This window comes from Enterobacter sp. fkY84-1 (genome assembly GCF_052974705.1).
The window spans coordinates 1,346,892-1,368,466 of record NZ_CP169393.1; the positions used below are offsets into that span (position 1 = coordinate 1,346,892).

Here is a 21,575-nt window from a genome sequence, read left to right on the forward strand (position 1 = left end):
AGTTAATTACTTTCATGCGCAGTGAGGAGTGAATATTCATGAAACAAACCGTTTATACCGCCAGTCCTGAAAGCCAGCAGATCCACGTCTGGCGCTTAAATACCGAAGGGACACTCACGCTGGTTCAGGTTGTTGATGTGCCAGGCCAGGTACAGCCGATGGTCATCAGCCCGGATAAACGTTTCTTGTACGTGGGTGTGCGCCCGGAGTTTCGCGTGCTGGCCTATCGCATCTCTCCGGACGACGGCGCGCTGACGTACACTGCCGAAGCGCCGCTGCCGGGCAGTCCAACCCATATCTCAACCGATCGTAAAGGCAACTTTGTCTTCAGCGGCTCGTATAATGCGGGCTGCGTCAGCGTAACGCGTCTGGAAGATGGCATTCCGGTCGAAACCGTGGATGTGGTGGAAGGGCTGGAAGGCTGCCACTCGGCGAATATCTCTCCGGATAACCGCACGCTGTGGGTGCCTGCCCTGAAGCAGGATCGTATCTGCCTGTTCACCCTGAGCGACGATGGTCACCTGGTGGCGCAGAATCCGGCTGAAGTCACGACGGTAGAAGGCGCGGGCCCGCGTCATATGGTCTTCCATCCGAACCAGCAATACGCCTACGTAGTCAACGAACTGAACAGCTCCGTGGACGTATGGGAGCTGAAAGATCCAAACGGTCAGATTGAGTGCGTGCAGACGCTGGATATGATGCCGTCTGATTTCTCCGACACCCGCTGGGCGGCGGATATTCACATTACGCCAAATGGCCGTCATCTGTACGCCTGTGACCGCACCTCCAGCCTGATCACCGTGTTTAGCGTTTCCGAAGACGGCAGCGTGCTGGCGATTGAAGGCTTCCAGCCGACGGAAACCCAGCCGCGCGGCTTTAATATCGATCACAGCGGCAAATACCTGATTGCGGCGGGGCAGAAATCTCACCACATCGCGCTGTATGAAATTAAAGGCGAGCAGGGGCTGCTGGAAGAGAAAGGGCGCTACGCCGTAGGCCAGGGGCCGATGTGGGTGGTGGTTAACGCTCACTAAGCGGCTTAAAACAAAAAACCTCGCGAATGCGAGGTTTTTTTATGCCCGGTGGCAGTGCGTTTACCGGGCTTACATAACCTGTAGGCCGGGTAAGGCAAAGCCGCCACCCGGCAAAAGGACAGCTTACTGCTTCGGCTCAGCAACCACTTTGCTACCCAGACCGCGGTTGTTGTACTCCCACATGCGGTTGAAGTTAGCGTCGTTCAGGTTGCGCTGCACGTTCCCTTTATCGTCCACCGCACCGGTATTGCCGGAGAACGGACGTTTAGAGATCGCCGCATCCGCCCACGGCTTCGCCATGTTGAAGCCTTCGTTGATCACGCTGTCGCGGATCACCACCTGACCGTTGGTCGCCGCGTCCACGTCCAGGGAGCGTCCCAGCTGCGCCACGCCGTCACCGGCAGCGTTAAAGCGGCTGTTCACGGCCAGGAAGCCGAAGAAGAGGTTCGACTGGGTTGCCGGAGCAAACACGTAACCTTCCTGCTGGGTACGTGAGTTCACCACGCGGAAATCGGTGTTATCAAATACCACCGCGCCGCGGCCGGACACCAGATCCACGTCACCTTCAACGTAGCTGTTGGTTACCAGCGTACGGGTCAGACGGTTATTCTGCAGGGTGTTCTGCACGCCGCTGTTGGTCACGAAGAAGGTGTTCTGACGACCCAGAATGTTGACGTTGTTAATCTGCACCTTATCGCCATCGCTGCGCAGCGCGACGGCCTGGTGGTTACCGGCGTCAACGCTGTCGCCCAGGGTATTCTGGATGGTCAGGTTCTGCAGCTGCAGACCGTTATTCTGAGACCAGAACACCGCTGAGCACATCACGCCAACGGCGGCGGAACGCTTGCTCTGGCAGTTATCAAACATGTACCACGCCGGTTTGCCCGGCATATATTTACCGGCCGGGTTCACCAGGTGACGCCAGGTGTTGCTGTCGATTTCAGAATCAATCGCCAGGCCAATTTTTACGTCGATTGCTTTTTCGCCCAGACCGTAAAGCGTAATGCTGCCCGGTGCCGCCGGAACATAGACGGTGCCTTCATATTCGCCTGGCAGGATCGCGATGTACTGGCGAGACGCGCTGTGTTTAGTGATGGCAGCATCTACCGCAGCCTGAATCGAGGTATGCGTTACGCCCTGCGCACCTGCCGGGCCAACCACGAAGTCAGGCTGTTTCGGCAGGTTAATCGAAGACGGGGTCCACGGCGCAGCGTTAGGATCCATCGACGAGAAGTAGTGCGCACGGTCGAAGTTCTTCGCTTCATCAGCGGACAAAATCGGGCGGGAGGCGGTACCGGGCGCGACCTGCTCAGAAGGGCGCTGATCCGGTGGGGTTGAACTGCATGCGGATAAGGTCACGCCAAAGGCGAGCGCTAACGCCAGACGGGAAATCCTGGAAATGTTCAAGGTGAAGCTCCTGGGTATGCAAGTCTTTACGGGATAGACGAAATAGCCTGCTTTTTTATACTAAGTTGAGCGAAACGGGAAGATAAAAAGGGTAAAAGTTGCATTTTTAGCCCTGGAGCGGCGGGTAAGTGATCACAAATAAATAACATTTTCCGCAAAGTCGGTTGACAGCAGACAACAGATGAAAATAAATGTCTATACAACCCATGACAAGTGGAAAGCCCATGCAGCAGATTCATCCTGACGATGTGATATGGCGAAATGCGCGACTGGCTACGATGGCGCCGGACGTCCGTGCGCCCTATGGACTGAAAGATCAACACGCCCTGGTTATACGGGGTCAAACTATCCTGGCCGTGATACCTGAATCTGACATTCCGGCCGGACACACTCACTGTGTCGATCTTCAGGGGCGTCTGGTCACCCCGGGCCTGATTGATTGCCATACCCACCTGGTGTTTGGCGGCGATCGCGCGGCGGAGTGGGAGCAGCGTCTGAACGGTGTCTCTTATCAAACCATCAGCGCCCAGGGGGGCGGGATTAACGCGACCGTGACGGCGACGCGCAGCAGTTCACCCGAAACCCTGCTTAAGCTGGCACAGCAGCGGCTTCAGCGTCTGATAAATGAAGGCGTCACCACGATTGAAATCAAATCGGGATACGGCCTCAACGCCGAGGCCGAAGAGAAAATGCTGCAGGTCGCACGCCAGCTGAGCCTCAATAATCCGATCGATATCAGCCCAACGCTGCTGGCGGCCCATGCCGTTCCGCCGGAATACCGACAGGATCCGGATGCCTACCTCACGCTGGTCTGCGATCAGATATTGCCCACGCTGTGGCAAAAAGAGTTGTTTGAAGCGGTGGACGTGTTCTGTGAAAACGTCGGCTTTACCCCGTCGCAAACCGAGCGCCTCTTCAAGGCGGCGACCGCGCTCGGTATTCCGGTGAAAGGGCACGTCGAGCAGCTGTCGAATCAGGGCGGTGCGGCATTGGTCAGCCGGTATAAAGGACGCTCTGCCGATCATATCGAATATCTTGACGACGCAGGCGTTCAGGCGATGGCGCAAAGCGGCACGGTGGCGGTTCTGCTGCCCGGCGCGTTCTATTTTCTGCAGGAGCGCCAGCGTCCGCCGGTGGAACAGCTCAGAAAACAGGGCGTGCCAATGGCGGTCGCCACCGACTATAACCCCGGCACCAGCCCGTTTGCCAGCCTGCACCTGGCGATGAACATGGCCTGCGTCCAGTTTGGCCTGACGCCCGAGGAAGCCTGGGCTGGCGTCACGCGCCATGCCGCGCAGGCGCTGGGCCGCGGGGAAACCCACGGACAGCTGCGGGCCGGGTTTGTCGCTGATTTTATCGTCTGGGATGCGCATCATCCGGTAGAGATGGTCTACGAGCCGGGACGCAATCCGCTGTATCAACGTATTTTCCGTGGGGAGGCAGTATGAGGTTATGGCGGCCCGTCGCCGAAACGGTCTGGCAGGGGCGCGACGACAGCGCCGAGGCCAGCAACGCAACGCGTATTTTCCAGACGATACGGCAGCAGGGAGCGTTCACGCCGCTGGCATCCGGCATTGCGCTGATAGGCTTTGAATGTGATGCAGGGGTAAAACGTAATCAGGGCAGGCCCGGCGCCGTGCAGGCGCCTGATGTGCTGCGTAAGGCGCTGGCAAATATGGCAAGCCATCCGGGATACGAGCGGCTGGCGGATATGGGGTCGGTTTACGTTGAAGGTGACGAGCTGGAAGCGGCACAGCAGGCGTTAAGCGATGCCGTGACGTCATGCCAGCGGTCCGGGATGCGCACGCTGGTCTTTGGCGGCGGACACGAAACCGCGTGGGCGCACGGTCGCGGCGTGCTGGACGCCTTCCCGAACGAGCGGGTGGTCATTATCAACCTGGATGCCCATCTCGATCTGCGCAAGGCCGACCGGGCGACGTCCGGCACGCCGTTTCGCCAGCTGGCGCACTACTGCGCTGAGCGCGGGCGGGCATTTCAGTACGCCTGCTTCGGCGTGAGCCGGGCGGCGAACACGCAGGCGCTGTGGGATGAGGCTGAACGCCTGAACGTCACGCTGGTGGAGGATCTCCATTTCAGGCGCGATGCGCTATCCGCGCTGGAAAAGGTGCTGGCCCAGGCCGATCGCGTCTACCTGACAATCGATCTGGACGTCCTGCCCGCCAGCGAAATGCCCGCCGTTTCCGCTCCGGCTGCGTTAGGCATACCGGCACTGGATCTCCTCCCCGTCATCGAACAAATCTGCCGTAGCGGTAAGCTACAGGCCGCCGATCTGGTAGAGTTTAACCCGCAGTTCGATCGGGACGGGCAGGGCGCAAAGCTTGCCGCCCGTCTGGCCTGGCAAATTGCTCACTGGTGGGCATAACACTATTCAAGGAGTCACGATGTTTTCACGCTCACCCCTGCCGCCGTCGAGCCCTCCCGCGCCTTTCTACGAAAAGGTGAAGCAGGCGATCAGCGAAAAAATCGCCACCGGCGTCTGGCGGCCGCACGACCGCATTCCCTCGGAGGCCGAACTGGTGGCGCAGTTTGGCTTTAGCCGGATGACCATCAACCGGGCGCTGCGCGAGCTGACCGACGAAGGGCTTCTGGTGCGCCTGCAGGGCGTCGGGACGTTTGTGGCGGAGCCGAAAGGGCAGTCCGCCCTGTTTGAAATCCGCAGTATTGCGGACGAGATTGCCGCGCGTAATCATCAGCACCGCTGTGAGGTGCTGGTGCTCGAAGAGACTCAAGCCAGCGCCGAGCAGGCGGTAGAGCTGAATGTTAAAGAAGGCAGCCGGATCTTCCACTCGGTGATGGTGCATTTCGAAAACGACATTCCGGTGCAGATTGAGGATCGCTGCGTGAACGCTGAACGGATACCGGACTATCTGAACCAGGATTACACCCAGACCACGCCGCATGCCTATCTCTCGCTCGTCGCACCGCTGACGGAAGGGGAGCACATTGTGGAAGCCGTGCGCGCCACGCCGCAGGAGTGCGAACGGCTGCGCATTAAAGAGCACGACCCGTGCCTGCTGATCCGCCGTCGAACCTGGTCCTCGTCGCACATCGTGTCACATGCCCGTCTGCTTTTCCCGGGGAACCGTTACCGGCTGCAGGGCCACTTTATGTCATAAGTTTTATAAGCGTGATCGCTAACGCAATATAACAAAATTGTATCTTTTTTGTTAAATCTGATCTTGTGTGTGCTTGTCTATACAAGTATATCTAAATGCATCATCTGTCCCGTATAGGAGCACACAATGTCGTCAGGTAAATACCGCCAGCAGGACGTCCGCGCCGCGCGCGGCACCACCCTTACCGCCAAAAGCTGGCTCACCGAAGCCCCGCTGCGCATGTTGATGAACAACCTTGATCCTGAGGTGGCGGAAAACCCCCACGAGCTGGTGGTCTACGGCGGCATAGGCCGCGCCGCGCGCAACTGGGAATGCTATGACGCCATTGTTAAGGCACTGACCGAACTCGAAAACGACGAAACCCTGCTGGTGCAGTCCGGCAAGCCGGTTGGCGTGTTTAAAACCCACAAAAACGCCCCGCGCGTGCTGATCGCCAACTCTAACCTCGTGCCGCACTGGGCCACCTGGGAACACTTCAACGAACTCGACGCGAAAGGGCTGGCGATGTATGGCCAGATGACCGCCGGGAGCTGGATCTACATCGGCAGTCAGGGGATCGTGCAGGGCACCTATGAGACCTTCGTGGAGGCCGGTCGCCAGCACTACAACGGCTCGCTGAAAGGCCGCTGGGTATTGACCGCCGGTCTCGGCGGGATGGGCGGCGCGCAGCCGCTGGCCGCCACGCTGGCCGGCGCGTGCTCGCTGAACATAGAGTGCCAGCAGAGCCGCATTGATTTCCGTCTGCGTACCCGTTACGTCGACGAACAGGCCGAGAATCTCGATGACGCGCTGGCGCGCATCAAAAAATACACGTCCGAAGGCAAAGCGGTGTCGATTGCCCTGTGCGGCAACGCGGCGGACATTCTTCCTGAACTCGTTGCCCGCGGCGTGCGCCCGGATCTGGTCACCGACCAGACCAGCGCCCATGACCCGCTGCACGGCTACCTGCCAAAAGGCTGGACGTGGGAAGCCTATCAGCAAAAAGCGGAAACCGATCCGGAAGGCACGGTGCTTGCCGCGAAACGCGCCATGGCGGAACACGTCTCCGCGATGCTGGCCTTCAGCCAGATGGGCATTCCGACCTTTGACTACGGCAACAACATCCGCCAGATGGCGAAAGAGATGGGCGTGAGTAACGCCTTCGACTTCCCCGGCTTCGTCCCGGCCTATATCCGCCCGCTGTTCTGCCGCGGCATCGGTCCGTTCCGCTGGGTTGCCCTGTCCGGCGACCCGGAGGATATCTACAAGACCGACGCCAAAGTGAAGGAGATCGTCGCCGATGACGAACACCTGCACCACTGGCTGGACATGGCCCGCGAGCGCATTAACTTCCAGGGCCTGCCGGCGCGTATCTGCTGGGTAGGGCTGGAGTGGCGTCAAAAACTGGGCCTCGCCTTCAACGAAATGGTGCGCAACGGTGAAGTTTCCGCGCCGATCGTCATCGGCCGAGACCACCTGGACTCCGGCTCCGTCGCCAGCCCGAACCGCGAAACCGAAGCCATGCGCGACGGCTCGGACGCGGTCTCCGACTGGCCATTGCTGAACGCCCTGCTCAACACCGCCAGCGGCGCGACCTGGGTGTCGCTGCACCACGGCGGCGGCGTGGGGATGGGCTTCTCCCAGCATTCCGGGATGGTCATCGTCTGCGACGGTACCGATGAAGCCGCCGCGCGTATCGCTCGCGTGCTCCACAACGACCCGGCCACCGGCGTGATGCGTCACGCGGATGCGGGTTACGAGATTGCCATTGACTGTGCCAAAGAGCAGGGACTTAACCTGCCGATGATCCCTGCCACACAAGGAAAGCATGAATGAACGCGTTAACACTCACTCCCGGCTCACTGACGCTCAAGCAGCTGCGTAACGTCTGGCGTCAGCCGGTCACCCTGTCGCTTGATGAAAGCGCCCACGCCGCCATTAACGACAGCGTCGCCTGCGTTGAAGCCATCGTTGCCGAAGGGCACACGGCTTACGGGATTAATACCGGCTTTGGGCTGCTGGCGCAGACCCGCATCGCGACGCACGATCTGGAAAACCTGCAGCGTTCGCTGGTGCTGTCGCACGCGGCGGGCGTGGGTCAGCCGCTTGACGATGAGATTGTCCGTCTGATGATGGTGCTCAAAATCAACAGCCTGGCGCGCGGTTTCTCGGGCATTCGCCTGAGCGTGATTCAGGCGCTGATGGCGCTGGTGAATGCGGAGGTCTATCCGTGGATCCCGGCGAAGGGCTCCGTCGGTGCCTCCGGCGATCTCGCGCCGCTGGCGCACATGTCGCTGCTGCTGCTGGGCGAAGGCAAAGCGCGCTGGCAGGGCGAGTGGCTGCCTGCGAAAGAGGCGCTGAAAAAAGCCGGCTTAACGCCGATCACGCTGGCGGCGAAAGAGGGGCTGGCGTTGCTGAACGGTACCCAGGCATCGACCGCCTTCGCGCTGCGCGGCCTGTTTGAAGCGGAAGATCTGTTTGCCTCGGCGGTGGTGTGCGGTGCGCTGACCACCGAAGCGGTGCTGGGCTCGCGTCGCCCGTTCGATGCCCGCATCCACGAGGTGCGCGGTCAGCGGGGACAGATTGATGCCGCCGCGATGTACCGTCACGTGCTTACCGACACCAGCGAAATTGCCGATTCACACCATAACTGCGAAAAGGTGCAGGATCCGTATTCCCTGCGCTGCCAGCCGCAGGTGATGGGCGCGTGCCTGACGCAGCTGCGCCAGGCGGCGGAGGTGCTGCTGGTGGAGGCCAACGCGGTGTCCGATAACCCGCTGGTGTTCGCCCAGGAAAACGAGGTGGTCTCCGGCGGTAATTTCCACGCCGAGCCGGTGGCAATGGCGGCGGATAATATCGCGCTGGCGATTGCCGAAGTCGGCGCGTTGTCCGAGCGCCGCATCGCGCTGATGATGGATAAACACATGTCCCAGCTGCCACCGTTCCTGGTGCGTAACGGCGGGGTTAACTCGGGCTTTATGATTGCTCAGGTGACGGCCGCAGCGCTGGCAAGCGAGAACAAGGCGCTGTCGCACCCGCACAGCGTGGACAGCCTGCCAACGTCTGCAAACCAGGAAGATCACGTTTCGATGGCACCGGCTGCCGGGCGTCGTCTGTGGGAGATGGCCTCCAACACCCGCGGCGTGCTGGCGGTGGAATGGCTGGCGGCAAGTCAGGGTATCGATCTGCGTGAAGGACTTAAATCCAGCCCGCTGCTGGAGCAGGCGCGTCATGCGCTGCGCGAGCACGTTACGCATTACGACGACGACCGCTTCTTTGCCCCGGATATTGATAAGGCGATGCAGCTTCTGGAAGAAGGGCGGCTGGTGGGGCTGCTACCTTCGGTGCTGTGATTTTTTTGCCCGGTGGCGCTGCGCTTACCGGGCCTACGAGTGCGAAATCCAGGCCGGGTAAGGCGTAGCCGCCACCCGGCTTTTTTTACGAATACATCGCCGTAATCGACGCGCTCCCCAGGGAATGGAAATGCACGTTAAACCCGACCATCGCGCCGCTCGCGCCTTCATCGACGTCAATCTTCTCCACGTCCAGCGCGTGCACCGTGAAGATATAGCGGTGAGTTTCCCCTTTTGGTGGCGCCGCGCCGCCGTAGCCCGCTTTACCGAAGTCAGTTCGCGTCTGAATGGCACCTTCAGGCAGGGCAACCAGGTCTGAACCGGAACCCTGCGGCAGCACGCGCGTGTCGGCAGGCAGGTTCGCCACGATCCAGTGCCACCATCCGGAACCGGTTGGCGCATCCGGGTCATAGCAGGTCACGACAAAGCTTTTGGTGCCTGCCGGAACCTCGTCCCACGCCAGGTGCGGGGAGATGTTATCGCCCTGATACCCCATGCCGTTGAAAACGTGCCGTTCCGGCAGCTTTTCACCGTCGCGCAGATCTTTACTGATGATTTTCATACGGTTTACCCTCGTTGATCGCTCGTTCAGCAAGTGTAATGCATTGGGTTAAATCGTGAAATGCGCGGGAATGTTAACGGCTCTTACAACCGCGTCGGTTAGTTTTCGAAGCTGCTCTGGCGTGATGCTGTACGGCGGCATCAGATAGATAAGCTTGCCGAAAGGCCGGACCCACACGCCCTGGTCCACGAAGAAGCGCTGCAGCGCCGCCATATTCACCGGATGGGTGGTTTCAATCACCCCGATGGCGCCCAGCACGCGCACGTCCGCCACGAAATTCGCGCCCGAGGCGGCGCTCAGTTCCGCTTTCAGCTGCGCTTCTATCGCCGCAACCTGCGTCTGCCACTCGCCGCTCTCCAGAATCGCAAGGCTTTCACTCGCCACGGCGCAGGCCAGCGGGTTACCCATAAACGTCGGGCCGTGCATAAAGCAGCCGGCTTCACCGTCGCTGATGGTGTCGGCCACCTGGCGGGTCGTAAGCGTGGCGGAGAGCGTCATGGTGCCGCCGGTCAGCGCTTTACCGAGGCACAGAATATCCGGCGCAATACCCGCATGTTCGCAGGCAAACAGCTTGCCGGTGCGGCCAAAGCCGGTGGCGATCTCATCGGCAATCAGCAGAATGCCCTCGCGGTCGCACATCTTGCGAATACGCCTCAGCCATTCCGGGTGGTACATCCGCATCCCGCCCGCGCCCTGTACGATCGGCTCAAGAATGACGGCGGCGATCTCGTGACGATGTGCCGCCATCAGCCGCGCGAAGCCGACCATGTCCATCTCGTTCCACTCGCCGTCGAAGCGGCTCTGCGGCGCCGGGGCGAACAGGTTTTCCGGCAGATACCCCTTCCACAGGCTGTGCATGGAGTTGTCCGGATCGCACACCGACATCGCTCCGAAGGTATCCCCGTGATAGCCGTTGCGGAAGGTGAGGAAACGCTGGCGCGCTTCGCCTTTGGCGTGCCAGTACTGCAGCGCCATTTTCATCGCCACTTCCACCGCCACGGAGCCGGAATCGGCCAGGAAGACGCACTCCAGCGAGTCAGGCGTCATCGCCACCAGACGGCGGCATAAATCCACCGCGGGCTGATGGGTGATCCCGCCAAACATCACGTGCGACATCTGGTCAATCTGCGCCTTCATCGCCGCGTTCAGGCGCGGGTGGTTGTACCCGTGAATGGCCGCCCACCAGGAGGACATCCCGTCAACCAGCCGCTCGCCGCTGGCGAGGTGCAGCTCGCAGCCGTGGGCGGAGGCCACCGGATAGACGGGAAGGGGGCGGATGGTGGAAGTGTAAGGGTGCCAGATATGCTGCTTGTCGAAGGCGAGATCGTCCTGGGTCATAATCGACTTGTAAACCATTTTGAAAAGTTTTAGGTTTACGAGTATAAACCGAACCGAAAATTAACAAAACCCTTTGGAGAAGCCCGATGGCTCACCACGCACGCTGGACGATGTCGCAAGTTACTGAATTATTCAACAAACCTTTCCTTGAGCTGATGTTCGAAGCCCAACAGGTGCATCGTCAGCACTTCGATCCCCGCCATGTTCAGGTCAGCACGCTGCTGTCGATCAAGACCGGCGCCTGCCCCGAAGACTGCAAATACTGCCCGCAGAGCGCGCGCTACAAAACCGGCCTGGAGTCAGAGCGCCTGATGGAGGTCGAGCAGGTCCTCGACTCCGCGCGCAAGGCCAAAAACGCCGGTTCAACCCGCTTTTGCATGGGCGCGGCGTGGAAGAACCCGCACGATCGCGACATGCCGTATCTTGAGCAGATGGTGAAGGGCGTGAAGGAGATGGGCCTCGAAGCCTGCATGACCCTCGGCACGCTCAACGAAGAGCAGGCGCAGCGCCTCTCGGCGGCGGGGCTGGATTACTACAACCACAACCTCGATACCTCGCCGGAATTTTACGGCAACATCATCACCACGCGTACCTACCAGGAGCGTCTGGATACGCTGGATAAAGTGCGTGACGCGGGGATCAAGGTCTGCTCCGGCGGCATCGTGGGCTTAGGCGAAACGGTGAAAGACCGCGCGGGCCTGCTGCTGCAGCTGGCGAACCTGCCGACCCCGCCGGAAAGCGTGCCGATCAACATGCTGGTGAAGGTCAAGGGCACGCCGCTGGCGGATAACGAGGACGTGGATGCGTTTGATTTTATCCGCACCATCGCGGTGGCGCGCATCATGATGCCAACGTCTTACGTTCGCCTCTCTGCGGGCCGCGAGCAGATGAACGAGCAGACTCAGGCGATGTGCTTTATGGCCGGGGCCAACTCCATCTTCTACGGCTGCAAGCTGCTGACCACGCCGAACCCGGAAGAGGACAAAGACGTTCAGCTGTTCCGCAAGCTGGGGCTGAACCCGCACCAGACCGAGGTGCTGACGGGCGATAACGAGCAACAGCAGCAGCTGGAGCAGCAGATTTTTAACGCCGACACCGACCAGTTCTACAACGCGGCAGCCGTATGACCTGGCAGGCACGTATCAACTCTGCGCTCGACGACCGTCGGGCGGCAGAGGCATTTCGCGTTCGCAGGGTGGTGGAAAACGGCGCGGGCCGTTTTCTTACCCGTGAAGGCCAGCAGTTCTGCAATTTCTCCAGCAACGACTATCTCGGGCTGAGCCAGCATCCGGCCATTATCCGCGCCTGGCAGCAGGGCGCGGAGCGGTTTGGCGTGGGCAGCGGCGGATCGGGACACGTCAGCGGATACACCACGGCGCATCAGGCGCTGGAAGAGGCGCTTGCCGACTGGCTGGGCTACCCGCGCGCGCTGCTGTTTATCTCCGGCTTTGCCGCCAACCAGGCGGTCATCACGGCCCTGATGGGCAAGGACGATCGCATTGTTGCCGACCGCCTGAGCCACGCCTCCCTGCTGGAGGCGGCAAATTTAAGCCCGGCGCAGCTGCGGCGTTTTGCCCATAACGATGCGGGGCAGCTTGCTGCGCTGCTGGATAAACCCTGCGACGGACAACAGCTGGCGGTCACGGAAGGAGTGTTCAGCATGGACGGCGACAGCGCGCCGCTTGCCGCGCTGCACGAGGCCGCAAAGCGGCAGCATGCCTGGCTGCTGGTGGACGATGCCCACGGCACTGGCGTGATGGGCGACGAAGGGCGCGGGAGCGCGTATCAGCAAAACGTGAAGCCGGAGCTGTTGATTGTCACCTTCGGCAAAGGCTTTGGCGTCAGCGGCGCCGCCGTGCTGTGCAGCGAATCCGTCGCCGACTATCTGCTGCAGTTTGCCCGCCACCTGATTTACAGCACCAGCATGCCTCCGGCGCAGGCCGTGGCGCTGTCGGCGTCGCTGGCTGTCATCCGCAGCGCAGAAGGGGAGGAGCGTCGCCAGCGGCTGGCAGAGCATATTGCGCGCTTCCGTCAGGGACTCGCGGCGCTGCCTTTCCACAGTCCCGATTCGCAGAGCGCTATCCAGCCGGTGATTGTCGGTGAAAATGCCCGAGCGCTGGCACTGGCACAGGCGCTGCGCCAGCGGGGCATGTGGGTCACGGCCATCCGCCCGCCCACCGTCCCACCGGGCACGGCGCGGCTGCGCTTAACCCTGACGGCGGCGCATGAAGCACAGGATATTGAGACGTTGCTGGAGGCGCTCCATGATGCCGGTGAATAAGCAGGCCATCGCGGCGGCATTCGGCCGCGCCGCGCAGAGCTATTCGCAGCATGATGAGCTGCAGCGTCTGAGCGCGCAGGGGCTTCTGGCCGCGCTTGGCGAAACCTCGTTTGCGCAAGTGCTGGACGCCGGATGTGGTCCCGGCAGCAACAGCCGCTACTGGCGCGGGGCGGGAAGCCAGGTGACGGCTATCGATCTCTCAGCCCGGATGCTGGAGGAGGCACGCCAGCGGCAGGCGGCAGATCGTTATCTGCTGGCCGATATCGAGGCGATCCCGCTGGCGGACGCGCAGTTCGATCTGGTCTGGAGCCATCTGGCGGTTCAGTGGTGCAGCAGCCTGCCGCAGGCCCTGCGCGAGCTTTATCGCGTGGCGCGGCCGGGCGGGAAGGTGGCCTTTACCACCCTGCTGGAAAGTTCGCTGCCGGAGCTGAATCAGGCCTGGAAAGCAGTGGATGAACAGCCGCACGCTAACCGGTTTTTATCGCATGAGCAGGTGACGCAGGCGCTGGCAGGCTGGCGCTATCGCAGCACGGTGCAGACCATCACGCTCAATTTTAGCGATGCGTTCAGCGCCATGCGTTCGCTGAAGGGCATCGGCGCCACGCACCTGCATACCGGACGCGAGAAAAAACCGCTTACCCGGGGGCAGTTGCAGCGCCTTGAGCTGGCCTGGCCGCAGCAGCGGGGGCATTTCCCGCTCTCCTATCAACTTTTTCATGGGGTTATCGAACGTGACTGAACGTTATTTTGTCACCGGCACGGACACAGAAGTGGGCAAAACGGTTGCCAGCACGGCATTGCTGCAGGCGGCACGGCTGCTCGGGAAAAACACCGCCGGGTATAAGCCCGTAGCGTCCGGCAGCGAGATGACGGCGGAAGGGTTACGCAACACCGACGCGCTGGCGCTCCAGCGTAACAGCACGCGTGAACTCGCCTATTCTGCAGTGAATCCGTACACCTTTGCCGAACCGACCTCGCCGCACATTGTCAGCGCCGATGAAGGCCGTCCGATTGATTTTGCCGTGCTGTCTGCCGGACTGCGGACGCTGGAAAATCAGGCCGACTGGGTGCTGGTGGAAGGGGCCGGCGGCTGGTTTACGCCGCTTTCAGACACGCAGACGTTTGCTGACTGGGTGCAGGCCGAGCAGCTTCCGGTCATTCTTGTCGTCGGCGTCAAGCTGGGCTGCATCAATCACGCCATGTTGACCGCACAGGCCGTCCAGCAGGCCGGGCTGCGTCTGGCGGGCTGGATAGCCAACGACGTGGTTGCGCCGGGTAAACGCCATCAGGCGTATCTGGCGACGCTCAGGCGCGTCCTGCCCGCGCCGTGCCTCGGGGAAATTCCCTGGCTGGCTGACGGCGCGGAAAATGCCGAAATCGGACGTTATCTCGATCTCAGCGTTTTGCTTCCCGCGACATCCAGTGAGCGATAAGCTTGTCATCCAGTTCGTTAACGTGGCCCTGCGCCACGTTACGCCCGCGATAGAGCAGACAGAAACGGTCCGCTACCCGGCGGATAAACGACAGCTGCTGCTCGGCTAATAGCACCGTCATCCCTAACTCCCGGTTTAAGCGCCCCAGCAGCTGCACCAGCTTCTGGGCAACGCTGTGCCCCGCGCCGTGCAGCGGTTCATCCAGGATCAGCAGGTGAGGGCGGTTCACCAGCGCATTAGCCAGCGCCAGCTGATACTGGTCGTCCGGAGAGAGCGTGTTGGCGCGGGTTCGTCGCAAGGCATAGAGCGCCGGGAACAGGTCGTAAACGTCATTTTTCGCCTCCGGGTTCGGTTTTCCCGTCGCCCGCATGGCGATATGCAGGTTCTCCTCAATCGTGAGCTGGGAGAAGATCCGCCTGTCCTGCGAGACATAGCCTATCCCCGGCCCGGAACGCTGTTCTGGCGGCGGGTTGAGCAAATCGCGCGGCGGCGCGCCCGCCTCATACCAGATGATGCTGCCGCTTTCGACGGGCACTTTCCCGGCGATGCAATTCATGAGGGTGGTTTTCCCCATCCCCGGCAGGCCAACGACGCCTGTACACATCCCTTGCGGAAAATCTAAATCCACATTCCATAGCGTATGTTGACTTCCGTAAAACTGATTCACTGCACGCAGGCTCAACATCTTTCTCTCCTTAAAAATGTGTGTAGGTGTGGCTCGTTGTTAAACTGCAAAACCCCTGCCATAAAGCGGAAAGTGATTAAAAAAGCGTCTTTTTTAGGAATAAGTCACAGAAGCGCGGGGGATAAAAAGGGGGATTGCACATCGACGGTGCCGACGGTGGTGAGTTGTGGTGCAGAGCCAGAAATGATGGAAATGTGAGCAAGATCTCGTCAGTTGGTTATGAATGACGCGACTGTTAATCAGCAAAAAAGAGCTATAAAAATTTTTTGCTGCCGCCTCGTGGGAAAATCCGGGAATTTGCAGAGCGCCAGTCTGTATGGGCTGGAAGCAGTTATCCACTATTCCTGTGGATAACCATGTGCATTAGAGTTAGAAAACACGCGATAAGCGAGAGAAGACGCGGCTTACGCCCAAATTGACGCGAAACGCGGCTTTAGAAAATATCGTTTATTTTTTAATTGGTTAGATAAAATCAATTCCCGTCATGAAAGTGTCACCCGTTGCCATAAAACTATCATTACCTGGCTTGACAAATGTTAAAAAAGAAAAAGTTCTGGGGATAACCTGACCTGACTGGTGTTTTATGTTGCCACTGTCCAAATTTTGGCCGCTATCGCGCTAATCATTCAGGCGCTATGCTAAATATCCTGACATGCTACTGGTTTTTCATCCAGTGTTTTTTACTGGCATTCCTGGCAACAAGGAGTAAAATTATTCACCTGCCGCTTATAACGTCATCAGGTTGTCGCCCATGAGTAAACCGTTCAAATTGAATTCTGCTTTCCGTCCGTCTGGCGATCAGCCTGAAGCGATCCGTCGTCTGGAAGAGGGGCTGGAGGATGGGCTGGCGCACCAGACGCTGCTCGGGGTTACCGGCTCGGGTAAAACCTTTACCATTGCCAACGTGATTGCGGATCTCCAGCGCCCTACGATGGTGCTGGCGCCCAACAAAACCCTGGCGGCGCAGCTTTACGGCGAGATGAAAGAGTTCTTCCCGGAAAACGCCGTTGAGTATTTCGTCTCCTACTACGATTACTACCAGCCAGAAGCCTATGTGCCGAGCTCTGACACCTTCATCGAGAAAGATGCGTCGGTGAACGAACACATTGAGCAGATGCGACTGTCGGCCACTAAGGCGCTACTGGAGCGTCGCGATGTGGTTGTGGTGGCCTCTGTTTCGGCGATTTACGGCCTGGGCGATCCGGATCTCTATCTCAAGATGATGCTGCACCTGACGCAGGGGATGATTATCGACCAGCGCGCGATTTTGCGTCGTCTGGCGGAGCTGCAGTACACCCGCAACGACCAGGCCTTCCAGCGTGGTACGTTCCGCGTGCGCGGCGAAGTGATCGACATCTTCCCGGCGGAATCGGACGATATGGCGCTGCGCGTTGAGCTGTTTGACGAGGAGGTCGAACGCCTGTCGCTCTTCGACCCGCTGACAGGACACGTTGAGTCGGTGATCCAGCGCTTCACCATCTACCCGAAAACGCACTACGTGACGCCGCGCGAGCGTATCGTGCAGGCGATGGAAGAGATCAAAGTGGAGCTGGCCGAGCGCCGTAAGGTGCTGCTGGCGAACAATAAGCTGCTGGAAGAGCAGCGCCTCAGCCAGCGTACCCAGTTCGACCTGGAGATGATGAACGAGCTGGGCTACTGCTCCGGCATCGAAAACTACTCCCGCTTCCTCTCCGGGCGCGGGCCGGGCGAGCCGCCGCCGACGCTGTTTGATTACCTTCCGGCCGACGGTTTGCTGGTGATCGACGAATCCCACGTCACGATCCCGCAGATCGGCGGGATGTACCGCGGCGACCGGGCGCGTAAAGAGACGCTGGTGGAGTACGGATTCCGCCTGCCGTCAGCGCTGGATAACCGTCCGATGAAGTTTGAAGAGTTTGAGGCGCTGGCGCCGCAAACCATCTACGTCTCTGCCACGCCGGGCAACTACGAGCTGGAGAAATCCGGTGACGACGTTGTCGATCAGGTTGTGCGTCCAACGGGTCTGCTCGACCCGATTATTGAAGTTCGTCCGGTGGCGACTCAGGTGGACGATCTGCTCTCGGAAATTCGCGCCCGTTCCGCCATTAACGAGCGCGTGCTGGTGACCACGCTCACCAAGCGTATGGCGGAAGACCTGACCGAGTATCTCGAAGAGCACGGCGAGAAGGTGCGTTATCTGCACTCGGATATCGATACCGTGGAGCGCATGGAGATTATCCGCGACCTGCGTCTGGGCGAGTTTGACGTGCTGGTGGGGATTAACCTGCTGCGGGAAGGTCTGGATATGCCGGAAGTCTCGCTGGTGGCGATTCTGGACGCGGATAAAGAGGGCTTCCTGCGTTCCGAGCGTTCGCTGATTCAGACCATCGGCCGCGCCGCGCGTAACGTCAACGGTAAAGCGATTCTGTACGGTGACAAAATTACCCCGTCGATGGCGAAAGCGATCGGTGAGACGGAGCGCCGCCGCGAGAAACAGCAGCGCTACAACGAAGAACACGGCATTACCCCGCAGGGGCTGAACAAGAAGGTGGTGGATATTCTGGCGCTGGGCCAGAACATTGCCAAAACCAAAGCGAAAGGCCGCGGCAAGGCGCGTTCAGTGGTGGAAGAAGATACCGTCGTGCTGACGCCAAAAGCGCTGCAGCAGAAGATCCACGAGCTGGAAGGGCAGATGATGCAGCACGCGCAGAACCTGGAGTTCGAAGAGGCGGCGCAGATCCGCGACCAGCTTCATCAGCTGCGGGATCTGTTTATCGCGGCATCGTGAGTTTTTTGCCCGGTGGCGGTGCGCTTACCGGGGTGACAAAAGACGCTAAACCTGTAGGCCCGGTAAGCGCAGCGCCACCGGGGTTTTTGTTAACCCAACGCCTGAATTGCTTTCTCCAGCGCCTCGCGCAGCAGGTGGCGGTCGTGACGGTACTTGATGTCTGAGGCCTCCAGCGGCTCCTGCACCACCACGCGATCGCCAATCCCTGTCACATCCACTTTTGGCCCAACCACGACACCGTCGATAATTTTCTTACCGACGTACTGCTCCATCAGGTCGAGCTTGTCCGCCAGCGACAGGCTCGCCGCGGCCGGACTCAGCTCACGCCCTAAATTGCCGATGTAGACCATCGGCGCCGGGGTGCGGCGCAGCGCCTGCGCCAGCTCTTTCACCAGCAGGATCGGCATCAGGCTGGTATAAAAGCTGCCCGGACCGATCAGAATTAAATCCGCATCGCCAATTGCTTCTACGGCTTCACGCGTCGCCGGCACGCTCGGGTAAGTCATCAGCTCTTTGGGCGGCAGCAGAAGCTGGTCAATGTTCACCTCGCCGTACACTTCATGCCCTTCGGCGTCGATGGCCATCAAATCAACCGGTTGTTCAGACATGGGGATCAGGAATGCGTCCACTTTGAGCAGGTTACGGATCAGATTGATGGCTTCGAGAGGTCTTACGCTCAGGTGATCCAGCGCCTTTAACATCAGATTTCCGAGGTTATGCCCGGAAAGTTCGCCATTGCCGCCAAAACGGTACTCAAACATCGCCGACGCGACGCTCGGCTCGGTAATTAACTGGTTCAGGCAGTTGCGCATATCTCCCCAGGCAATGCCGCCTTCGGCACGTCTGATCCGCCCGGTTGAGCCGCCGTTATCGGTGGTGGTCACTATCCCTGTCAGCCTTGAGCCGAGTGACGACAAAGAGGACATAACGCGGCCCAGGCCGTGGCCTCCGCCAAGAGCGACCACTCGGTCAAGATCCGCAAAAGTGCGATTGCGCATACGTATTCCTTATCACGTTCGATCGCGTAACAGTAACCTAACTACCCCTAAAAGACGATGCCTCACCCGAAGCAAAATGACGTATATCAATGTGAAAGTGCAGTTTTTAGGTATTCTGTAGCGAAAATGCAGGATTGATTCGCTATATACATAATTATATAGCGAAAAGCGATAATGGCGCTGTCAGACTTTCCGCGCTACTATCGCCTTAACCACGTTTTCAACACTGAAAACATACACTCTAGCCCTTGTGCCTGTGTCGAAAGATATGGCGCTCTGGCCGTGGCGAATTTGCCACCAGGGTACAGAAAGAAATGACTGTGCCTCCCGTATCTGGAAAGGTGTACATGGCTTCACAACTTACTGATGCTTTCGCGCGTAAGTTTTATTACTTACGTCTGTCGATTACCGATGTGTGCAACTTCCGTTGCACCTACTGCCTGCCCGACGGCTACAAACCGGGCAGCGTCACCAATAACGGCTTTCTCTCCGTGGATGAAGTGCGCCGCGTCACGCGCGCCTTCTCTGAGCTCGGCACCGAAAAAGTGCGTCTGACCGGCGGTGAACCCTCTCTGCGCCGTGATTTCCCGGACATCATTGCTGCCGTGCGTGAAAACGACCGCATTCGCCAGATTGCCGTGACCACCAACGGTTACCGCATGGCGCGCGACGTGGCCACCTGGCGCGATGCGGGCTTAACCGCCATTAACGTCAGCGTGGACAGTCTCGACGCCCGCCAGTTTCACGCCATTACCGGCCAGGATAAATTCCGCCAGGTGATGGACGGCATCGACGCGGCGTTCAGCGCCGGGTTCGAGAAGGTCAAAGTCAATACGGTGCTGATGCGCGACGTCAACCACCACCAGCTGGACACCTTCCTCGCCTGGATCAAATCCCGCCCCATTCAGCTGCGCTTTATTGAGCTGATGGAAACCGGCGAGGGCAGCGAGCTGTTCCGCCGTCATCACATCTCCGGCATGGTGCTGCGCGACGCGCTGCTGAAACGCGGCTGGATCCACCAGATCCGCCAGCGCAGCGACGGCCCGGCGCAGGTCTTCTGCCATCCTGATTACGAAGGCGAAATTGGGCTTATCATGCCTTACGAGAAAGACTTCTGCGCCAGCTGCAACCGCCTGCGCGTCTCTTCCGTCGGCAAGCTGCACCTGTGCCTGTTCGGGGACGGCGGCGTAGACCTGCGCGATCTGCTGGCAGACGATGCCCAGCAGGAGGCGCTTGAAGCGCGCATTTCTGAAGCGCTGACGCATAAAAAACAGACCCACTTCCTGCATCAGGGCAATACCGGCATTACTCAGAACCTGTCTTACATCGGCGGGTAATCAGGCTTAAGAAGGAATCAGAAGATGAGTCAGGTAAGCGCAGAATTTATCCCGACACGCATTGCTATCCTTACCGTTTCCGATCGCCGTGGCGAAGAGGATGATACCTCCGGCCACTGGCTGCGCGAGGCGGCCCATGACGCGGGGCATCACATCGTCGATAAAGCGATCGTGAAGGAGAACCGCTACGCCATTCGCGCGCAGGTCTCTCAGTGGATCGCCAGCGATGAGGTGCAGGTGGTGCTGATCACCGGCGGCACCGGCTTTACCGCAGGCGATCAGGCGCCTGAAGCGCTGATCCCGCTGTTCGACCGCGAGGTGGAAGGCTTCGGCGAGGTGTTCCGCATGCTCTCCTTTGAAGAGATTGGCACCTCCACGCTGCAGTCGCGCGCCGTTGCCGGGGTGGCGAACAACACCCTGATTTTCGCCATGCCGGGCTCGACCAAAGCCTGCCGTACCGCGTGGGAAAACATCATCGCCCCGCAGCTGGATGCCCGTACCCGTCCGTGTAATTTCCATCCCCATTTAAAGAAATAAGCTATGTCACAACTGACCCACATTAACGCCGCTGGCGAAGCGCATATGGTGGACGTCTCCGCCAAAGCGGAAACGGTGCGCGAAGCGCGCGCCGAAGCGTACGTCACCATGCTGCCGGAAACGCTGGCGATGATCATCGACGGCAGCCACCATAAGGGAGACGTCTTTGCCACCGCGCGCATCGCCGGTATTCAGGCCGCCAAGCGCACCTGGGACTTAATTCCGCTGTGCCATCCGCTGATGCTGAGCAAGGTGGAGGTAAACCTGCAGGCGCAGCCGGAGCACAATCGCGTGCGGATTGAATCGCTGTGCCGCTTAACCGGCAAAACCGGCGTGGAGATGGAGGCGCTGACGGCAGCGTCCGTGGCCGCGCTGACCATCTACGACATGTGCAAAGCGGTGCAGAAAGACATGGTGATTGGCCCGGTTCGCCTGCTGGCAAAAAGCGGCGGCAAATCCGGCGATTTTAAGGTGGACAGCCATGATTAAGGTGCTCTTTTTTGCGCAGGTGCGCGAGCTGGTGAATACCGACAGTCTGACGCTGGATGCGTCTTTTGACAACGTTGCGGCCCTGCGTGCGCATCTGGCGGCACAGAGCGACCGCTGGGCGCTGGCGCTCGACGAAGGCAAGCTGCTGGCCGCCGTTAACCAGACGCTGGTGGAGCTTACCCATCCGCTGAAGGCCGGGGATGAAGTGGCCTTCTTCCCGCCGGTCACAGGGGGCTAA

The 21,575-nt window shown here is 59.8% G+C and carries 20 protein-coding genes and 1 riboswitch; of the genes, 15 read left to right on the forward strand and 5 right to left on the reverse strand.

Going from position 1 to position 21,575, the window contains the following annotated elements:
• Positions 1 to 38: 38 nt before the first annotated feature.
• Positions 39 to 1,034, forward strand: a complete 996-nt coding sequence (pgl, locus tag ACEPLT_RS06335) for a 6-phosphogluconolactonase (RefSeq protein WP_023292974.1) — start codon at positions 39 to 41, stop codon at positions 1,032 to 1,034.
• Between the two features lie 123 nt (positions 1,035 to 1,157).
• Here the strand turns inward: pgl and ACEPLT_RS06340 are convergent, their stop codons facing one another.
• The gene (locus ACEPLT_RS06340) at positions 1,158 to 2,441 is read right to left on the reverse strand and encodes a putative acyl-CoA thioester hydrolase (RefSeq protein ID WP_032674402.1); all 1,284 of its coding nucleotides are present in this window, start codon (positions 2,439 to 2,441) and stop codon (positions 1,158 to 1,160) included.
• A 224-nt stretch (positions 2,442 to 2,665) separates the two neighbouring features.
• Between ACEPLT_RS06340 and hutI the strand changes: the two genes are divergently transcribed.
• The 5 genes from hutI to hutH all read left to right on the forward strand — a co-directional run bounded on the left by hutI (position 2,666) and on the right by hutH (position 8,910).
• The gene (gene hutI, locus ACEPLT_RS06345) at positions 2,666 to 3,889 is read left to right on the forward strand and encodes an imidazolonepropionase (RefSeq protein ID WP_232928168.1); all 1,224 of its coding nucleotides are present in this window, start codon (positions 2,666 to 2,668) and stop codon (positions 3,887 to 3,889) included.
• Positions 3,886 to 4,824, forward strand: coding sequence for a formimidoylglutamase (gene hutG, locus ACEPLT_RS06350; protein ID WP_196095361.1), 939 nt, complete (start codon positions 3,886 to 3,888; stop codon positions 4,822 to 4,824). The genes hutI and hutG overlap by 4 nt, the downstream gene beginning before the upstream one ends.
• Before the next feature lie 19 nt (positions 4,825 to 4,843).
• Complete coding sequence (locus ACEPLT_RS06355; RefSeq protein WP_023343612.1) at positions 4,844 to 5,578, forward strand: histidine utilization repressor; 735 nt, start codon at positions 4,844 to 4,846, stop codon at positions 5,576 to 5,578.
• A gap of 126 nt (positions 5,579 to 5,704) precedes the next feature.
• Complete coding sequence (gene hutU / locus ACEPLT_RS06360) at positions 5,705 to 7,393, forward strand: urocanate hydratase (RefSeq protein ID WP_045405901.1); 1,689 nt, start codon at positions 5,705 to 5,707, stop codon at positions 7,391 to 7,393.
• Positions 7,390 to 8,910 carry a histidine ammonia-lyase gene (gene hutH, locus ACEPLT_RS06365; RefSeq protein WP_232928176.1) on the forward strand — a complete coding sequence of 507 codons (1,521 nt, stop codon included), beginning with the start codon at positions 7,390 to 7,392 and terminating at the stop codon, positions 8,908 to 8,910. Before hutU ends, hutH begins: the two co-directional genes overlap by 4 nt.
• Before the next feature lie 85 nt (positions 8,911 to 8,995).
• On the opposite strand, the gene ACEPLT_RS06370 is transcribed toward hutH, so the two are convergent.
• Positions 8,996 to 9,472, reverse strand: a complete 477-nt coding sequence (locus ACEPLT_RS06370) for a kinase inhibitor (RefSeq protein WP_032674406.1) — start codon at positions 9,470 to 9,472, stop codon at positions 8,996 to 8,998.
• Between the two features lie 48 nt (positions 9,473 to 9,520).
• Positions 9,521 to 10,810, reverse strand: coding sequence for an adenosylmethionine--8-amino-7-oxononanoate transaminase (bioA, locus tag ACEPLT_RS06375; protein ID WP_416172893.1), 1,290 nt, complete (start codon positions 10,808 to 10,810; stop codon positions 9,521 to 9,523).
• 86 nt (positions 10,811 to 10,896) lie between these two features.
• Between bioA and bioB the strand changes: the two genes are divergently transcribed.
• The 4 genes from bioB to bioD are packed head-to-tail and all read left to right on the forward strand — an operon-like array spanning position 10,897 to position 14,524.
• On the forward strand, positions 10,897 to 11,937 hold the full coding sequence (gene bioB, locus ACEPLT_RS06380; protein WP_008501133.1) for a biotin synthase BioB: 1,041 nt from the start codon (positions 10,897 to 10,899) through the stop codon (positions 11,935 to 11,937).
• The gene (gene bioF / locus ACEPLT_RS06385; RefSeq protein ID WP_196095355.1) at positions 11,934 to 13,091 is read left to right on the forward strand and encodes an 8-amino-7-oxononanoate synthase; all 1,158 of its coding nucleotides are present in this window, start codon (positions 11,934 to 11,936) and stop codon (positions 13,089 to 13,091) included. Before bioB ends, bioF begins: the two co-directional genes overlap by 4 nt.
• The gene (bioC, locus tag ACEPLT_RS06390; RefSeq protein ID WP_039266002.1) at positions 13,075 to 13,830 is read left to right on the forward strand and encodes a malonyl-ACP O-methyltransferase BioC; all 756 of its coding nucleotides are present in this window, start codon (positions 13,075 to 13,077) and stop codon (positions 13,828 to 13,830) included. Before bioF ends, bioC begins: the two co-directional genes overlap by 17 nt.
• Positions 13,823 to 14,524, forward strand: coding sequence for a dethiobiotin synthase (bioD, locus tag ACEPLT_RS06395; RefSeq protein ID WP_021240995.1), 702 nt, complete (start codon positions 13,823 to 13,825; stop codon positions 14,522 to 14,524). Before bioC ends, bioD begins: the two co-directional genes overlap by 8 nt.
• On the opposite strand, the gene ACEPLT_RS06400 is transcribed toward bioD, so the two are convergent.
• Positions 14,487 to 15,209, reverse strand: a complete 723-nt coding sequence (locus tag ACEPLT_RS06400; protein WP_196095350.1) for an ABC transporter ATP-binding protein — start codon at positions 15,207 to 15,209, stop codon at positions 14,487 to 14,489. The two genes, bioD and ACEPLT_RS06400, sit on opposite strands and share 38 nt — an antisense overlap.
• Before the next feature lie 751 nt (positions 15,210 to 15,960).
• On the opposite strand from ACEPLT_RS06400, the gene uvrB reads away from it, so the two are divergent.
• Complete coding sequence (uvrB, locus tag ACEPLT_RS06405; protein WP_063615825.1) at positions 15,961 to 17,976, forward strand: excinuclease ABC subunit UvrB; 2,016 nt, start codon at positions 15,961 to 15,963, stop codon at positions 17,974 to 17,976.
• A gap of 89 nt (positions 17,977 to 18,065) precedes the next feature.
• On the opposite strand, the gene yvcK is transcribed toward uvrB, so the two are convergent.
• The gene (gene yvcK / locus ACEPLT_RS06410; protein WP_008501139.1) at positions 18,066 to 18,974 is read right to left on the reverse strand and encodes a uridine diphosphate-N-acetylglucosamine-binding protein YvcK; all 909 of its coding nucleotides are present in this window, start codon (positions 18,972 to 18,974) and stop codon (positions 18,066 to 18,068) included.
• A gap of 225 nt (positions 18,975 to 19,199) precedes the next feature.
• Positions 19,200 to 19,334, forward strand: a riboswitch (molybdenum cofactor riboswitch).
• Between yvcK and moaA the strand changes: the two genes are divergently transcribed.
• The 4 genes from moaA to moaD all read left to right on the forward strand — a co-directional run bounded on the left by moaA (position 19,322) and on the right by moaD (position 21,575).
• Positions 19,322 to 20,311, forward strand: a complete 990-nt coding sequence (moaA, locus tag ACEPLT_RS06415) for a GTP 3',8-cyclase MoaA (protein ID WP_008501140.1) — start codon at positions 19,322 to 19,324, stop codon at positions 20,309 to 20,311. (Overlaps the previous riboswitch by 13 nt.)
• Before the next feature lie 24 nt (positions 20,312 to 20,335).
• A complete protein-coding gene (moaB, locus tag ACEPLT_RS06420) occupies positions 20,336 to 20,848 on the forward strand; it encodes a molybdenum cofactor biosynthesis protein B (RefSeq protein ID WP_023292963.1) in 513 nt (170 codons plus the stop codon).
• Positions 20,849 to 20,851: 3 nt separating this feature from the next.
• Positions 20,852 to 21,337, forward strand: coding sequence for a cyclic pyranopterin monophosphate synthase MoaC (gene moaC / locus ACEPLT_RS06425; protein ID WP_021240990.1), 486 nt, complete (start codon positions 20,852 to 20,854; stop codon positions 21,335 to 21,337).
• Positions 21,330 to 21,575 (forward strand): molybdopterin synthase sulfur carrier subunit, encoded by a 246-nt coding sequence (gene moaD / locus ACEPLT_RS06430; protein WP_023343619.1) that lies wholly within the window; start codon positions 21,330 to 21,332, stop codon positions 21,573 to 21,575. Before moaC ends, moaD begins: the two co-directional genes overlap by 8 nt.

Excerpts from the sequence above, each read along its gene's own strand:
- moaA (WP_008501140.1), top strand. The coding sequence starts at position 19,322 with ATGGCTTCACAACTTACTGATGCTTTCGCGCGTAAGTTTTATTACTTA.
- bioC (WP_039266002.1), top strand. The coding sequence starts at position 13,075 with ATGATGCCGGTGAATAAGCAGGCCATCGCGGCGGCATTCGGCCGCGCC.
- moaD (WP_023343619.1), top strand. The coding sequence starts at position 21,330 with ATGATTAAGGTGCTCTTTTTTGCGCAGGTGCGCGAGCTGGTGAATACC.
- hutI (WP_232928168.1), top strand. The coding sequence starts at position 2,666 with ATGCAGCAGATTCATCCTGACGATGTGATATGGCGAAATGCGCGACTG.
- bioA (WP_416172893.1), bottom strand. The coding sequence starts at position 10,810 with ATGACCCAGGACGATCTCGCCTTCGACAAGCAGCATATCTGGCACCCT.
- ACEPLT_RS06370 (WP_032674406.1), bottom strand. The coding sequence starts at position 9,472 with ATGAAAATCATCAGTAAAGATCTGCGCGACGGTGAAAAGCTGCCGGAA.
- hutU (WP_045405901.1), top strand. The coding sequence starts at position 5,705 with ATGTCGTCAGGTAAATACCGCCAGCAGGACGTCCGCGCCGCGCGCGGC.
- pgl (WP_023292974.1), top strand. The coding sequence starts at position 39 with ATGAAACAAACCGTTTATACCGCCAGTCCTGAAAGCCAGCAGATCCAC.
- ACEPLT_RS06400 (WP_196095350.1), bottom strand. The coding sequence starts at position 15,209 with ATGTTGAGCCTGCGTGCAGTGAATCAGTTTTACGGAAGTCAACATACG.
- yvcK (WP_008501139.1), bottom strand. The coding sequence starts at position 18,974 with ATGCGCAATCGCACTTTTGCGGATCTTGACCGAGTGGTCGCTCTTGGC.
- bioB (WP_008501133.1), top strand. The coding sequence starts at position 10,897 with ATGGCTCACCACGCACGCTGGACGATGTCGCAAGTTACTGAATTATTC.
- hutH (WP_232928176.1), top strand. The coding sequence starts at position 7,390 with ATGAACGCGTTAACACTCACTCCCGGCTCACTGACGCTCAAGCAGCTG.
- moaC (WP_021240990.1), top strand. The coding sequence starts at position 20,852 with ATGTCACAACTGACCCACATTAACGCCGCTGGCGAAGCGCATATGGTG.
- moaB (WP_023292963.1), top strand. The coding sequence starts at position 20,336 with ATGAGTCAGGTAAGCGCAGAATTTATCCCGACACGCATTGCTATCCTT.
- hutG (WP_196095361.1), top strand. The coding sequence starts at position 3,886 with ATGAGGTTATGGCGGCCCGTCGCCGAAACGGTCTGGCAGGGGCGCGAC.
- bioF (WP_196095355.1), top strand. The coding sequence starts at position 11,934 with ATGACCTGGCAGGCACGTATCAACTCTGCGCTCGACGACCGTCGGGCG.
- uvrB (WP_063615825.1), top strand. The coding sequence starts at position 15,961 with ATGAGTAAACCGTTCAAATTGAATTCTGCTTTCCGTCCGTCTGGCGAT.
- ACEPLT_RS06355 (WP_023343612.1), top strand. The coding sequence starts at position 4,844 with ATGTTTTCACGCTCACCCCTGCCGCCGTCGAGCCCTCCCGCGCCTTTC.